The 14,134-nt window shown below is 41.9% G+C and carries 15 protein-coding genes; 9 read left to right on the forward strand and 6 right to left on the reverse strand.

Annotation, left to right across the window (positions count from 1 at the left end; genetic code table 11):
* Positions 1-11: 11 nt before the first annotated feature.
* Positions 12-200 (forward strand): hypothetical protein, encoded by a 189-nt coding sequence (locus PBF_RS03090; RefSeq protein ID WP_035326942.1) that lies wholly within the window; start codon positions 12-14, stop codon positions 198-200.
* Between the two features lie 49 nt (positions 201-249).
* On the opposite strand, the gene PBF_RS03095 is transcribed toward PBF_RS03090, so the two are convergent.
* The 3 genes from PBF_RS03095 to PBF_RS03105 form a co-directional block, all read right to left on the reverse strand.
* Positions 250-777 (reverse strand): tryptophan transporter, encoded by a 528-nt coding sequence (locus PBF_RS03095; RefSeq protein WP_035326945.1) that lies wholly within the window; start codon positions 775-777, stop codon positions 250-252.
* Between the two features lie 128 nt (positions 778-905).
* Positions 906-1,988 (reverse strand): 3-phosphoserine/phosphohydroxythreonine transaminase, encoded by a 1,083-nt coding sequence (serC, locus tag PBF_RS03100; RefSeq protein WP_035326947.1) that lies wholly within the window; start codon positions 1,986-1,988, stop codon positions 906-908.
* Positions 1,989-2,159: 171 nt separating this feature from the next.
* Complete coding sequence (locus PBF_RS03105) at positions 2,160-2,579, reverse strand: HIT family protein (protein WP_035326957.1); 420 nt, start codon at positions 2,577-2,579, stop codon at positions 2,160-2,162.
* A 622-nt stretch (positions 2,580-3,201) separates the two neighbouring features.
* Here PBF_RS03105 and PBF_RS03110 point away from each other — a divergent pair.
* The 3 genes from PBF_RS03110 to PBF_RS03120 all read left to right on the forward strand — a co-directional run bounded on the left by PBF_RS03110 (position 3,202) and on the right by PBF_RS03120 (position 5,944).
* Positions 3,202-3,942 (forward strand): ABC transporter ATP-binding protein, encoded by a 741-nt coding sequence (locus PBF_RS03110; protein ID WP_035326960.1) that lies wholly within the window; start codon positions 3,202-3,204, stop codon positions 3,940-3,942.
* Complete coding sequence (locus PBF_RS03115) at positions 3,935-5,155, forward strand: ABC transporter permease (RefSeq protein ID WP_035326963.1); 1,221 nt, start codon at positions 3,935-3,937, stop codon at positions 5,153-5,155. Before PBF_RS03110 ends, PBF_RS03115 begins: the two co-directional genes overlap by 8 nt.
* Before the next feature lie 63 nt (positions 5,156-5,218).
* Positions 5,219-5,944 (forward strand): EcsC family protein, encoded by a 726-nt coding sequence (locus tag PBF_RS03120; RefSeq protein ID WP_035326966.1) that lies wholly within the window; start codon positions 5,219-5,221, stop codon positions 5,942-5,944.
* A gap of 33 nt (positions 5,945-5,977) precedes the next feature.
* Here the strand turns inward: PBF_RS03120 and PBF_RS03125 are convergent, their stop codons facing one another.
* Positions 5,978-7,183: a M20 family metallopeptidase gene (locus tag PBF_RS03125; RefSeq protein ID WP_035326975.1), complete on the reverse strand. Its 1,206-nt coding sequence runs from the start codon at positions 7,181-7,183 to the stop codon at positions 5,978-5,980.
* 158 nt (positions 7,184-7,341) lie between these two features.
* Here PBF_RS03125 and PBF_RS03130 point away from each other — a divergent pair, with 158 nt between their 5' ends.
* On the forward strand, positions 7,342-8,001 hold the full coding sequence (locus PBF_RS03130; protein WP_235192196.1) for a phosphatase PAP2 family protein: 660 nt from the start codon (positions 7,342-7,344) through the stop codon (positions 7,999-8,001).
* A 36-nt stretch (positions 8,002-8,037) separates the two neighbouring features.
* On the opposite strand, the gene PBF_RS03135 is transcribed toward PBF_RS03130, so the two are convergent.
* Positions 8,038-9,444 carry a hypothetical protein gene (locus PBF_RS03135; RefSeq protein WP_035326981.1) on the reverse strand — a complete coding sequence of 469 codons (1,407 nt, stop codon included), beginning with the start codon at positions 9,442-9,444 and terminating at the stop codon, positions 8,038-8,040.
* Between the two features lie 251 nt (positions 9,445-9,695).
* On the opposite strand from PBF_RS03135, the gene liaF reads away from it, so the two are divergent.
* The 3 genes from liaF to PBF_RS03150 are packed head-to-tail and all read left to right on the forward strand — an operon-like array spanning position 9,696 to position 12,217.
* Positions 9,696-10,520 carry a cell wall-active antibiotics response protein LiaF gene (gene liaF / locus PBF_RS03140; RefSeq protein WP_035326986.1) on the forward strand — a complete coding sequence of 275 codons (825 nt, stop codon included), beginning with the start codon at positions 9,696-9,698 and terminating at the stop codon, positions 10,518-10,520.
* 9 nt (positions 10,521-10,529) lie between these two features.
* Positions 10,530-11,573 (forward strand): sensor histidine kinase, encoded by a 1,044-nt coding sequence (locus PBF_RS03145; RefSeq protein WP_035326989.1) that lies wholly within the window; start codon positions 10,530-10,532, stop codon positions 11,571-11,573.
* Positions 11,570-12,217: a response regulator transcription factor gene (locus PBF_RS03150; protein ID WP_035326992.1), complete on the forward strand. Its 648-nt coding sequence runs from the start codon at positions 11,570-11,572 to the stop codon at positions 12,215-12,217. Before PBF_RS03145 ends, PBF_RS03150 begins: the two co-directional genes overlap by 4 nt.
* A gap of 74 nt (positions 12,218-12,291) precedes the next feature.
* Here PBF_RS03150 and PBF_RS03155 read toward each other — a convergent pair whose 3' ends face one another.
* Positions 12,292-12,801: an antibiotic biosynthesis monooxygenase family protein gene (locus PBF_RS03155; protein WP_035326995.1), complete on the reverse strand. Its 510-nt coding sequence runs from the start codon at positions 12,799-12,801 to the stop codon at positions 12,292-12,294.
* Positions 12,802-13,083: 282 nt separating this feature from the next.
* Between PBF_RS03155 and hemE the strand changes: the two genes are divergently transcribed.
* Complete coding sequence (gene hemE / locus PBF_RS03160) at positions 13,084-14,130, forward strand: uroporphyrinogen decarboxylase (RefSeq protein ID WP_035326998.1); 1,047 nt, start codon at positions 13,084-13,086, stop codon at positions 14,128-14,130.
* Positions 14,131-14,134 lie beyond the last annotated feature (4 nt).

Raw genomic sequence — 14,134 nt, forward strand, 5'->3', positions numbered from 1 at the left:
GGGGAGGCAGGTTGTCCGGAGCAGCGGCTGGAATTTTTGCATTAAGTGTGGTGCTGTTTTTAGGAGGTATTCATTTTTTCCTTTCAATAAAGAAACCCGGAGTCTATCCTCCGAAGTATGTTCTGAAAAAAAGGGCAGCTGCTTTAGCAGCAGGCGGGGCGTTTTTGTTCTTGCTGGGTCTGATTGTCGGCAGTTTCTAAATAATTTCCAAATAAAAAAGCCCGCTTATTTGCGGGCTTTTCTGTATAATTATTGGCTGATCGTCTGCTGAGTCAGCTTCGTTCTGTTTGCGATTGATTGTGCTACAGGATAAAGGATTACCATAGCAGCGGTGTTAACTGCAGCTGCAGGAAGTACAACTGCTGCAAATAATGCTGTGAAAGGTCCCGGCAGTCCGACAATCAGGTATGCCGAAGTTAAAAACACAATTCCGGATACGATTGTTCCTGCTGCTGTTAAGACAGCTGTGCTGACGATATTCTTCCTGAATTTCTTTACGATCAGGAACAAGGCGAAAAAGGTGAATGCAGTAACAGGCTTATCAATGATATTCGGGATTAATCCTCCAGGAAAGGTTGTGGTAAATCCGGAAATCAGGCCTGTAACTAAACCTAAAAGCAAAACGCTTCTGGTGTCTGGAAAAAGGATTATGCCTAAAAACATCATGGTTAGCATCATGTCCGGTTTCATTCCAAGGAAGAACCCTGGAACAACTGCATGAAGCACTGCGCCCATCCCCACCAATAGGGATAAGGCCACTAAATTTTTTGTATTCATTTCTCATCTCTCCTCTGCTATTCTCTGACTAAGCTCTGTCGTCTCTCCTGCAGTGCGCTCTTTGCCTGCAGCGAAAAACTTTAACTCATTATAACATATATCACAGGAATTCATAGGTGTTATATTTTTTAATTATTATTTTTAAAAGCTTCCATAAATGCGGCCAGCTTTTCAACATGGTGTTCCGGTACAGCATTGTAAATAGATGCGCGGCACCCCCCGATAGAACGGTGTCCGCCAAGCCCGACGAACCCTGCTTCTTTTGCCTGTTTCTGAAATTCCCTGGAGAGACCCTCGCTTTGAAGATTAAAAGTGACATTCATACGGGACCTGCTGTTTTTATGGGCATGCCCTATGTAAAAGCCTTCGCTTTCATCAATAACATCATAAAGCATTTTTGCCTTCTTCTCATTGGCCTTTTCAATCTGTTCAAGGCCGCCTATCTGCTCTGCCCATTGGAGCACAAGAGACAGCAAATAGATTGAAAGAGTAGGGGGTGTGTTATATAAAGAGTTATTATTGGCAAATGTATTGTAATTCAGCATTACAGGGAGCGTTTCCGATGATCTTTTTAAAAGTTCTTTTCGGATAATGACTACTGTTACACCGGATGGGCCGAGATTTTTCTGGGCACCTGCATAGATCAAGTCAAATTGTTCTACTTTCAATGGACGGCTTAAAATATCGCTTGACATATCTGCTACTAGTGGTGTTTTTTTATTTGAAGGAAATTTTTGCCATTGTGTGCCGTAAATTGTATTGTTGCTGGTAATATGAAGATAGGCAGCATTGTCCGAAATTTCATCTTGACTGTATTTGGGGATAAAGCTGTATTTTTGATCCTTGCTGGTGGCAGAAATGACGGTTTCGCCAATTTTATCTGCTTCTTTTAAAGCTTTCTCCGACCAGGAACCGCTTAGAATATAATGGGCTGCCTGGTCTTTTCCCAGCAGGTTCATCGGCACCATGGAAAACTGGAGACTTGCACCGCCCTGGATAAAAAGGACCTCAAAATCATCCGGGATGGCCAGCAGTCTTCTTAAGCGTGTGATTGCCTGATCATGTACTGCCTGATATTCCTTGCTTCTATGACTCAGCTCCATAATGCCCATACCTGTATTGCTGAAGTTCAGCAAACTCTTTTCCGCTTCTTTTAATACCTCTTCCGGCAGGGCCGCGGGACCTGCATTAAAATTTAGAGCACGGTACATTTTTCTCCCTCCAAAAATAAAATCAATTCACTATAACGCTGTGAAGAAATAAAGATAGTTAATATGTTAACAAAATTTACTGATTTGTACAGAGAAAAAAATGAACATTTTGAAAAATCAGAGATAAAAGAGGCGAAAAATTCCCCCTGCAGAAACAGGAGGATCAGAGGGTTACAGATGCTTTTTTATGGCATCAGAGATTTCTTTAAGATCTGAAGCTGAATAATCAGATTGATGTGATTTCCACACCACTCCTAAGCCATCTCCGTCACCATAACGGGGAATTAGGTGGGAGTGGAAATGGAAAACGGTCTGTCCGGCGTGTTCACCGTTGTTATTAATTAAATTCAAGCCAATTGGATCAAATTCGGCCTTGATGGCTCTGGCAATCTCAGGAACTGCTTCGAAATAGTTCCGGGCTGCTTCAGCATCCATTTCATATAAGTTTTCTTTATGTACTTTCGGAATAACAAGTGTATGCCCTTTTGTGACCTGGCTTATGTCCAGAAATGCCATCACATGCTCGTTTTCGAATACCTTGGCTGAAGGAATCTCGCCATTTATTATTTTACAGAAGATACAATCGTTCATTATGTCAGCTCCTAACCAAATATCTTTTTCACAATTCTACCATATTCGCCAAAAAACAAAAAAGCAAATGGGGAAGGATTGTTCTATTCATAAAAAAAGGCAGGATCCGATTGGAATCCTGCCTTCGTGAAGGGGAAGCTTCTATTGGAACGTTTCTGATTCAGGTAAATTCTCTTTAACAAACACCTCATTTATGAATGAATTGTGTTCATATCTAGAGAAAATCGATCTTTGTTCAATCGGACCATCCCCTTATTTTCTTTATATGCTTTTATATGCGTATAAAGCATGGATGATAGTCTTTAACAAACACCTCATTTAAAAATGACTTAGTGACCACTTACGGGAAAAGCGATCAAGTGTTTAAGATCATCAGGTTTCATGTGCAATGCAACCATCCCCTTATTAGGAACGTTTGAAGCTTATACTGAAAGGAAACTGTCTGCGACAGACACCTCATTTCAAGTTTTGATCATCTGAATGGTGTTCAAATGATTTGTTTCCCCTTCATAGATTAGAATGTCCTGCCTCGTAATTTATATACAGGAAATTTGCCCAAACTGGACAATTTACTTTGGCTTTTTTTACAATGGACTTATATATAGTAGGAAGGACGTTGAGAATGGCGCTGCTTGAGATTAAAAACGTAACCGGCGGCTATACGAGAAACCCGGTCTTAAAGGATGTTTCCTTTGAGGTGGGAGAAAATGAAATCGTTGGCCTGATTGGCCTTAATGGAGCCGGAAAAAGTACGACCATCAAACATGTAATTGGCTTAATGGAACCGAAGGAGGGTGAAATAGCGATCAATGGCATGCAATTCCTTAAAGATAAGGAAGGGTATCGCAAGCAATTCACTTTTGTTCCGGAAACCCCGATTTTGTATGATGAACTAACACTTGAAGAGCATTTGCGTATTACAGCCATGGCATACAGTCTGTCAGAAACAGAGTATAAACCAAGAGTGGAAAGACTCCTGAAGGAATTCAGAATGGAAAAAAGACTGAAATGGTTTCCGGCTCACTTTTCTAAAGGGATGAAGCAGAAAGTGATGATTATGTGCGCTTTTTTGGTACAGCCGTCATTATACATTGTTGATGAACCTTTTGTAGGCCTGGACCCGCTTGGCATTCAGTCACTTCTTGATTTGATGAAGAAAATGAAAGAGAGCGGTGCCGGCATTCTTATGTCCACCCATATTCTGGCAACCGCTGAAAGGTATTGTGATCGTTTTGTGATTTTACATGAAGGCAAAGTAAGGGCGAAGGGAACATTAGAAGAGCTGCAGCAGCAATTTGCAATGCCGGGAGCAACCCTCGATGATTTATATATCCAGCTCACAAAGGAAGAAGATTATGTTTGATGAAAAACAATTATGGAAGGAAAGATTCGGGAGGACCGTCAAAGAGCTTTCCCGCTATCTCCGTTATATTTTTAATGGCCATATTGTCATTGTCATGGTGTTTCTTCTGGGAACTGCAGCTTTTTATTATCAGGAGTGGATAAAAACCCTGCCCGGTGATTTTCCTGCTGCAGAGATTATCGCAATCATCTTAGCTCTCCTGGTTACATACAGTCCGATTTATACATTCTTTTCTGAAGCAGACAAAATTTTTCTGCTGCCGCTTGAAGACAGGCTTTCAGGTTATTTCAGACGTTCGATGGCAGTAAGTTTTTTTGTGCATGCGTATCTCCTTGTTATGGGTCTGGGAATTTTAATGCCCTTGTATGCAGCGGTGAATAGTGACAATTTTAAAGTGTTTTTACCCTTTCTGCTGATCCTGCTGATTCTAAAAATGATCAATTTGCTGATACGCTGGAAGATACAATATTACATTGAAACAAGCGTGCATATCCTGGATGCATGTGTCCGTTATGCTGTTAACTCTGTGTTTCTGTATTTTCTTTTTAGCGGCGCTTCCCCCATTTTCATGATGGCAGCGGGTGTTCTGCTGATCCTGCTGTATTTGTTCTTCAGCATAAAATCCAGAGATAAAGGGCTGAAATGGGAATATTTGATTGATCAGGAAGAGAGGAGAATGACGTCCTTCTACAGGCTGGCCAATATGTTTACAGATGTTCCAAAGCTGAAAGACCGCGTAAAAAGACGGAAGTGGCTTGATTGGCTGCTTTCAGGTATTCCATTCAGACAGGATGCAACTTTTAAAAATCTTTATGTCCGTACATTTCTCCGTTCCGGTGATTACTTCGGTTTATTCATTCGTTTAACCCTTATTGGGGCTGGAGCAATTTATTTAATTTCGTATGGAATGGGACAAATCCTGCTTGTGCCCCTATTCATGTACCTAACCGGCTTTCAGCTGCTGCCGCTATGGAATCACCATCAGGATAAGCTGTGGGTGAAATTATATCCGGTTAAAGGGGATATAAAGGAGAAGTCCTTTAAACAGCTGCTGACAGGAATACTTTATGTTCAGGCACTCTTATTATCGCTTGCTGTACTGGCAAATGGCGGATGGCTGGCTTCGCTTTTGGCTTTAGCCGTTGGAGTTTTATTTGCATATGTATATACTCATATCTATATTCAGAAACGGCTGGCAGGCAGCCAAGCTTAAAATGAAACCTTTGCTGTCTTTTGTGCGTATATAGAGTCATCCTGAAAAAAGGCAGGCAGGAAAATGAATGAGTATGAATTAAAGGCATATTATGAAATTGAAGAATGGAAGAGACGGATCAATAAGCGCTCCAGTATGCTGAATCGCCTTTCCAAAAAAGCTCAGACAAAGGTAAATAGTATAATACCTGAAAAAGCTCATCAAATTATCACAGACAGCATAAAGAATATGGTAAAGGCAACTGTGGTTGGATCGAATGCACTCACCAGAAAAAAACAATCTGCCGGACGCAGCCTGGAAATGATGGATCACATGCTTGAAGAGAAGATTTCGACATACCGCAAAACAGCTGCTGTCGAAGGTGCCGGAACCGGGGCAGGGGGAATACTCCTTGGCATTGCTGATTTTCCCTTGCTGCTGAGCATTAAGATGAAATTTCTTTTTGAATCTGCTCCCATATATGGATTTGATACAACTGATTATGAAGAGCGCCTGTTTCTCCTCCACGTCTTTCAGCTTGCATTTTCCAGTGATGATAAAAGGAAAGAAACGTTAAAGCTGATTGAAGAATGGGATGACAGGAAAGAAAAACTGGCTGACATGGACTGGAAGGCATTTCAGCAGGAATACCGGGATTATATCGACTTTGTTAAAATGCTCCAGCTGGTGCCGGGTATAGGTGCTGCTGTCGGGGCATATGCAAACTATAATTTGCTTGACCACTTAGGAGAAACCGCTAAAAATGCTTACCGTCTGCGGATATTAAAAACAGCCCCGAGGCCTGATTAGGCTTGGGGCCGTTTTTTTGGGACTTTCTCCTTGCTATCCTACCTCAACAGTATCCTTGTTTTCCTGATAGCTATGATAGTTTAAAGCTGCTGCTCCCAATGTTTTGGCTGCGATCAGCATGGCTTTCTCATCTATATCAAACTTTGGATGATGGTGCGGGTAATTTTCTGATGTATTTTCAGGTCTTGCCCCGGTAAAGAAGAAGGTGCCTTTCACATGCTGCAGATAGTATGCGAAATCTTCACCACCCATTTCAGGGTCTGTCTCTTCTACCCATTTGACTTCTTCAATTTTCCCTGCCAGTTCAGCCAGGTATTCAGTTTCCCTTTTATGATTCACAACAGCAGGGTAGCCTCTGTGGAACCGATACTCATAGCTGCTATCTGCAGTGTAGCATGTTCCTTTAACAGTGCGCTCGATTTCCTGTTCGATATTAGTGCGGACGTCTTCGTTAAATGTGCGGACAGTACCGATCAATTTTGCTCTATCGGCAATTACATTAAATGCGTTATCAGCAACGAAGGAACCAACTGTTACAACGGCAGAGTCAATTGGATTTACCTTTCTGCTGACGATTTGCTGGAGATTGACAACCAGCTGGGAGGCAGTTACAATCGCATCTTTTGTTTTGTGAGGCTGTGCTCCATGCCCGCCTTTTCCTTGGATGGTAACTTCAAACCTGTCTGCTGCCGCCATAAATGGGCCAACTCGATATTGGATTTTTCCTGTTGGTTCTGATGCCCACAGGTGAGTTCCGAAAATGGCATCGACACCCTCAAGGCAGCCATCTTCGATCATCGACTTCGCTCCGCCTGGAGCATATTCCTCGGCGTGCTGATGAATCATGATATATGTACCTTCTAATTCATCGCGAAGTTCATTCAGCGCCTTCGCCAGTACAAGTAATGTGGCCGTGTGTCCATCATGTCCGCAAGCATGCATAACCCCCGGGACCAATGATTTATATGGGACATCCTTTTCATCCTGGATAGGAAGTGCATCAAAATCAGCTCTCAAAGCGGTGGTCTTTCCGGGTTTGCTTCCAATAATCTTTGCTACCACTCCATTTCCCCCAACATGACCCCGAACTTCAATCCCCAGATTTTCATAAAAGGTTTTGATGTAGTGAGCCGTCTTCTCTTCCTTAAATGATACTTCAGGGTTCTGATGAAGATAGCGCCGGATGGAGACCATTTCATTGTAATAACTTTCCAGTTTTTTAAATAATGTTTCAGACATGATTTCCTCTCCTATCGACATAATTTTTTCATTATTATAACATTCTTTAATAGAATAAAGGGGAAAATGTTTATTTCTGCAAACTTAACATAATAAAAGTGCAGATGAGATGATACTATAAATTAAGACCAAAATGGGAGGTATTCGTAAGATTGGAAATGATTAAATCTAAATGGACATATTTTTTCCTGGCTGTATCCACATCAATTTTTCTTTATTTTCTTGTTGCCGTTACTAACGGACAACCCCTTGATTTTGACCGTTATTTTTCAAAACTCTTTACAGGTTTGTTTTCAGAAAGCACCCATCCATTCTTTGAAGCATTGGATCATTTGGGTGATAAGACCGGAGTAGGAATTATCACATTGGCATTCTTATTGCTGCTTTGGCTCAAGTATAGGAATTATGAAGCGATGGCAGCTCTTGTTTTTGCTGTTGCAGCGGGCAATGAAGTTAATAAGTGGCTTAAAGAGGCTGTTGGAAGGCCGCGCCCTGATCAGGAGCATCTGGTTGATGTGGCAAGTCTCAGCTTTCCGAGCGGACACGCGATGATTGGGATGATTCTGTATACCTTCATCGCCTATTTTATCATTAACGAGCTGAAGTCCTCGCAAGCGAAATGGATCACAGGGATTATAGCTGGCAGCTGGATTTTTTTAATGGGGATCAGCCGGATTGTGATGGGTGTTCATTATCCGTCTGATATCGCAGCAGGATTTGCAGCAGGCTATATTTGGGTGTTCATTTCAATTTCCCTTTACGCAGCATTAAAGTCAATGTTCAGAAGGAATTCATATGAGCAAGAAGAATCAGTATAAAAGCAGAGACTATCGCCCGATAGTCTCTTTGCTGTATTAAATGAGGAACATGGCTGCAATAGTTGTCACGATTAAGCCAATTGTGACCGGAAGCAGGTTCCGGCGAGCCAGTTCAAAAGCATCTACATTACAAATTGCGGCTGCGGGTATAAGGGCCCAGGGGACCAGTGTGCCACCGCCTACCCAGATGGCAGCTACCTGCCCGAGAGCCGTTAAGGTTGCAGCACCTGTACCTATAGCTGTCGCAAATAGATTAGCAATGGAGCCGGCAAGTGAGATGCCGGAAAAACCAGATCCATCAAGCCCCGTAATGGCTCCAACGGCAGTCAGTGTAATGGCGCCTACCTCTTTGCTTAAAGGGACAACAGATGCAAGCCCCACTCCAAGATCATTAACGATTCCATGAGAACCCTTTGGCAAAAAGTCTCCTATCATCTGAGAAAATCCAGCGTCCCCCAGATAAAAGAAAGCTGCAATTGGAATGACAGGGCCAAATACTCTGAATCCAAACTGGAAGCCTTCAACTAAATAGGCTGTTGTTTTTTCAAGACCTTTATTACGATGGGCTGCAAGTGTAATCATCAGGAGGATAAATATCGATGTCCCGCCTACCAAAGCCGTTGCGTCACCGCCCTGAAGATCCAATGCAAACATGGCTGCAACATCAGCAGCAAATAACGTTGGAATTAATAACGCAAAAAAACGCTTGTGTTTAAGTGAAAGCAACTGTTTTTGACTGGCATCAGCCTGAAGTTCAGCTGGTATATCCCCAGTAAGCCCTGTATCTGCAGTCAGCTTGCCGCTTTTCATATCTCTCTTGATAAGGTAAAAAGCGGTAATAGTCGTGACTGTACCCATAATAATAACAAGCGGAACACTGGCTGATATGACTTCACCTACAGGAAGGCCGGCTGCGTCGGCAGTTAATTTCGGTGCAGCCTGGATTATAAAATCTCCGGATAGTGCGATGCCGTGGCCGAACAGGTTCATGGCCATCGCCACACCCAAAGCAGGTAATCCTACCCGGATGGCTACGGGAAGAAGGACTGCCCCCATTAAGGCAACTGCAGGAGATGGCCAAAAAAACCAGGAGATGACCATCATCAAAATCCCGATCGTCCAGTAGGCAAGTGCCGGTGTTCTGATTAATCTGGTAAAAGGAGAGATCATGACATCATTAATTCCGGTTGTGGCCAGTGTCCGGCTCATGGCGACTATAATTGAAATGACCAGTATAGTGGAAAGGAGTTCTGTTATCGCAAATATAAAACTTGTAAAAATACTGCTGATTGAACCGCTTAAAGAGCCGGTAGCCGTAATGGCAATTAAAAAGATGCCCGCAATACAGACAAGCGTTGTATCTCTCCTCATAACCATGAAGCCGATGATGAAGAGAATAAAAAGAACATATATCCAATGGATGGCTGTCAGTTCAACTCCCACTTAATTTTCCCCCTTTCATAATTCCCTAAGAGAAGCGCCGGTTTAGGCGAATCACCCTATTCGGAATGTAGTACAGAATATGATGGATAGAAATAAATGGTGATATGAATTGAATCCGTCCAGAGGAGGAGGCTGAAACACACCGGGGGATGTTTCAATAGAATTGCTGACTGATAAAATGAATGTACAGGAGGAAAATGTTTTTGCATTAGCGAATACAAGAATAGGAGAAAAGAGGGAAGGGAAAGCCTATGAGATACAGGTCAGTTAATCAAATAATCTTCGCGATAACTTTATCAGCTGTTGGAGGTTTGCTTCTTCTTATGAACATAGGTGTCATTTCCTTGGAAATAAAAGAGGTATTTGTCGTAATTTACCCCTTAATCCTATTGGCTGCAGGGGTTCATTACCTGCTGTCATACATACTGAAGAAAAGCCGGAGCGGGATGTTTCCCGGGTTATTTCTAATCGTATTTTCATTTCTATTAATCCTTGATCGTCTAGGAGTAATTGAATTCAGGTTTATGGAAATCTGGAAACTCTGGCCCCTGTTTCTTATTTTTATCGGCATTAAAATTCTATTGAAAAAAGATCGTTTAAAGATACATTTTGAACAGGATTTCCCGGCTGATATCTATGCGAAAGACAAAGGTGGAGCGGAGAAAAAAGTTATTAATATCTCAAAATATGAAAGCCCTCAGCCGCTTAAAAATATCAGAGGCTTTTCAATTGGCGATGTGGATTTTAAACAGCCGAATTGGTCTCTCGAGCCGATGGATTTATATACAATGATCGGTGATTATTTTATCGATTTCAGCAAAGCTTTCATCCCGGAGAAAGAGACGCCAGTCATTGTGAGAGGGTGGATTGGGGATGTGAAAATGATCATCCCCGAAAACATTCCGGTGATGATCCAGTCAAATATTAATATAGGAGACATCCGCATTTTTGATCAAAAGACAGGTGACATCAACCGCAGTCTTCAATATAAGTCACCCGGTTATGATGAAGCATCCAGAAAGCTGAAAATCGCTGTACAAGTAAAAATTGGATCCATTCGGATCGATAAAGTATAGGGGTATAAGATGAAAAAAAGCGGAATCAGGTATTGGTTTGTGCAGAGCTTTATTATGATGGCCATTATAAGTTCATTAATCTTTTTTGTCGGATTGCAGGTCTATCTATTTTACAATTCTGAATCGCCATTGACTATAAAGAGCACCTTTTGGCTGTTTTTGTATGTTTTAACGGTATTACTCCTTACGGGTGCCTATTTTGGGCTCAAGGGCAGCTACTTAATAAAAGGGCGGCTCGGTGATATTTTATTATTTGTTTCGACCTTAAGAAGCGGCAAGTATGCTGATCGGATGGAATCTTATGAAAAAGATGAAATAGGATTAATATCAGATGAACTGAATCAGCTGGCCGAAAATATTCAGGAGCAGGTTTTTTTCATGCAGCGGCTTGCTGATGAAAAGTCTGCATTGGCACAAACCGCCCATTCAGCAGCTGTAATGGAAGAAAGACAGCGCCTGGCCAGGGATCTGCATGATGTAGTGAGCCAGCAGCTTTTCGCATTAAGTATGATGTCTTCAGCAGCCCTGAGAGTTTTTGATTTGGATAGTGATAAAGCGAGAGAGCAGTTAAATGAAATCTCTGAAATCGCTGCGAAAGCCCAGGGGGAAATGAGAGCGCTTCTCCTCCATCTTAGGCCTGTGCAGCTGAGTAATGACAGACTCTGTGATGGTATTATTAAGCTGATTCAGGAGTTAAAGGCAAAGACAAACATCGAATTTCATGCAAGCATTGATGAGATTGAGAACCTTTCCAAAGCAGCGGAAGAGCATTTGTTCCGGATTGTCCAGGAGGCCCTATCTAATGTGCTCCGCCATGCGGATGCAGGAACGATAAAAGTAACGCTAACGGAAGAGGAAGATTATATCTATCTTTTTATTGCAGATAATGGGAAAGGGTTTAATCCTCATAAAGAGAGAATCACTTCTTACGGGCTGAAGACAATGAGGGAACGCTGCGAGGAGGTTGGCGGAATATTTAAAATACGATCCAAAGAAAACGAAGGAACCTATATAGATATAAAAATTCCGGCAAAAGGGGAGAGGCTTAAATGATCAGGGTAGCAGTTGTAGATGATCATGAAATGGTAAGAAGGGGAATTATTTCTTATTTGGCAACTGAGTCTGGCATAGAGGTTATTGGAGAAGCAGGCAGTGGAAATGAAGCTGTAAAGCTTGTGCTCAAAGAACGGCCGGAAATCGTTTTGATGGATCTCCTGATGGAAAATGGGAACGGAATAGAGGCAACAAGGGAGATATTAAAAAGCTATCCTGAATGCAAGGTTATTATCATAACCAGCTTTTACGATGATGAACAGGTTTTTCCTGCCATTGAAGCGGGTGCATTCAGCTATATGCTGAAAACGGCAAATGCTGCCGAAGTTGTAAATGCCATTAAGAAAGCTGCGCAGGGTGAGCCTGTCATTGAGTCAAAGGTAGCGGGGAAAATGGTAAGTCGTTTCAGAGAAAAAGAGAAAAAGCCTCATGATGATTTAACTGAAAGGGAATTTGATGTTCTGCTCTGCATTGGGGAAGGGATGACAAACCAGGAAATCAGTGAGGAATTGTTCATTGGCATCAAAACCGTCAAAACACACGTAAGCAATATCCTCAGTAAACTGGGCGTTACAGACCGTACACAGGCAGCCGTTTATGCCAACCGAAATGGAATCATAAAAAAACAGGCGAAAAAAGGATGAGCTATAAGGGCTCATCCTTTTTTAATAGATAAGAAAGATAACTTAGAACATCTGGCTCCAGCATTCTTTTCTTATTACTCTTCTTCAGGGATATAATATTGGGTCACATATGAAGGACTGGAGAAAATATTCGGTGTCTTATCAATGCCGCTCTCCGTCCCGCGCTTTTCATGTGCTTTTTCATATGCTTTGGAATTCTGCCAGTTCTTAAAGGATTTTTCATCCCGCCATAGCGTGAGAATGATATATGTGTTTAATTCAAGAGGACGCAAAACCCGGATGGCCGAAAATCCCGGTTCATTTTCGATAAGTCCGGCCCTGTTTTTAAACCTGTGCTCAAAAAGCGGCCTGCCTTCCTCTGTAACGGGTATATTGTTCAGAACGGCAAATCCTGCGCCCGAGAAAGTTCCCGAAGAATCAATTACTTCATAGGAACGGGGCTCCTTAAAGATGGAGGCGCCTGAAGTTTCATGAATTAATAAGGCACTATCAGTATTCTGCATTGTAACCATGGTTTCATCAGGGTGCTTATCCTCAATTTTTTTCAAAAAATCGTAAGTTCCTCTGGCCATATAAAGCTTCATTTTTCTTCACTCCACTTGGATAAGTTTTATATTGTTCTCTCTGAAGTATAAACACTAAATTATTTAAAATATATTTATAGTGTGCTTATATCCTTACAATCTTCAATTTTCCCTTATTTAAACAGTTAAAAACGTCAATTTTTTGACATTTGGCGTTCAAATCTATACAAAAACAGAGAAAAAAGGATATAGTCATAAAGGATAGATATTCGAGATTTCTAATTTGGTTACATATATATTACAATAATACGCAGACAAGACTTGAAAGGTGGATAAAATTTAATGACGAACTCATTTAATGATACATTTTTGAAGGCAGCAAGAGGAGAACAGACCGAGCATGTTCCTGTATGGTATATGCGCCAGGCTGGCCGCTCACAGCCAGAGTATAGAGCAATTAAAGAAAAATACTCCCTATTCGAAATTACACACCAGCCTGAACTTTGTGCTTATGTAACAAGGCTGCCGGTAGAGCAGTATAACAATGATGCTGCCATTCTTTATAAAGACATTATGTCACCGCTTCCAGCCATTGGGGTGGATGTAGAAATTAAATCAGGAATCGGCCCTGTTATATCAAATCCAATCCGTTCCAAAGCAGATGTAGAAAAGCTTGGTGAAATCCATCCGGAAGAGGATGTTCCATATGTCCTGGATACCATTAAGCTTCTTACTCAAGAGCAGCTGACTGTTCCTCTTATCGGTTTTGCAGGTGCTCCGTTTACTCTTGCAAGTTATATGATCGAAGGCGGTCCATCGAAGAATTACAACAAAACAAAATCATTTATGTATGCAGAGCCTGAAGCCTGGTTTGCGTTAATGGATAAGCTTGGAGAAATGACTATTACCTACGTGAAGTCCCAGGTCAAAGCAGGTGCAAAAGCCATCCAGATTTTCGATTCTTGGGTTGGTGCCCTGAATGTGGAAGATTACCGCTATTTTATTAAGCCGGTAATGAATCGCATTTTCTCTGCCTTGAAAGAAGAGAACGTTCCGCTGATCATGTTCGGTGTAGGCGCAAGCCATCTTGCACTGGAGTGGCATGATTTGCCGCTTGATGTAGTGGGGCTTGATTGGAGACTTCCGATTCAGGAAGCAAGGGCAAAAGGCATCACCAAAACAGTTCAGGGTAATCTAGACCCTGCGATTCTCCTTGCACCTTGGGAGGTTATCGAGGAAAAAGCAAAAGCTATTCTTGATCAGGGAATGGCTCAGCCGGGTTATATTTTCAACCTTGGACACGGTGTTTTCCCGGAGGTTAATCCTGATACATTAAAGAAATTAACTGCTTTTATCCACGAATACTCTGCCTCAAAATTAAGCAAATAGCCTC

It is taken from the genome of Cytobacillus firmus DS1 (assembly GCF_000565285.1).
GTDB lineage: Bacteria > Bacillota > Bacilli > Bacillales > Cytobacillaceae > Cytobacillus > Cytobacillus firmus_A.

Coding starts and splice junctions, on each gene's coding strand:
- PBF_RS03095 (WP_035326945.1), bottom strand. CDS start 777: ATGAATACAAAAAATTTAGTGGCCTTATCCCTATTGGTGGGGATGGGC.
- PBF_RS03115 (WP_035326963.1), top strand. CDS start 3,935: ATGTTTGATGAAAAACAATTATGGAAGGAAAGATTCGGGAGGACCGTC.
- PBF_RS03105 (WP_035326957.1), bottom strand. CDS start 2,579: ATGAACGATTGTATCTTCTGTAAAATAATAAATGGCGAGATTCCTTCA.
- PBF_RS03130 (WP_235192196.1), top strand. CDS start 7,342: ATGATTAAATCTAAATGGACATATTTTTTCCTGGCTGTATCCACATCA.
- PBF_RS03155 (WP_035326995.1), bottom strand. CDS start 12,801: ATGAAGCTTTATATGGCCAGAGGAACTTACGATTTTTTGAAAAAAATT.
- hemE (WP_035326998.1), top strand. CDS start 13,084: ATGACGAACTCATTTAATGATACATTTTTGAAGGCAGCAAGAGGAGAA.
- PBF_RS03110 (WP_035326960.1), top strand. CDS start 3,202: ATGGCGCTGCTTGAGATTAAAAACGTAACCGGCGGCTATACGAGAAAC.
- PBF_RS03145 (WP_035326989.1), top strand. CDS start 10,530: ATGAAAAAAAGCGGAATCAGGTATTGGTTTGTGCAGAGCTTTATTATG.
- PBF_RS03125 (WP_035326975.1), bottom strand. CDS start 7,183: ATGTCTGAAACATTATTTAAAAAACTGGAAAGTTATTACAATGAAATG.
- PBF_RS03150 (WP_035326992.1), top strand. CDS start 11,570: ATGATCAGGGTAGCAGTTGTAGATGATCATGAAATGGTAAGAAGGGGA.
- liaF (WP_035326986.1), top strand. CDS start 9,696: ATGAGATACAGGTCAGTTAATCAAATAATCTTCGCGATAACTTTATCA.
- serC (WP_035326947.1), bottom strand. CDS start 1,988: ATGTACCGTGCTCTAAATTTTAATGCAGGTCCCGCGGCCCTGCCGGAA.
- PBF_RS03120 (WP_035326966.1), top strand. CDS start 5,219: ATGAATGAGTATGAATTAAAGGCATATTATGAAATTGAAGAATGGAAG.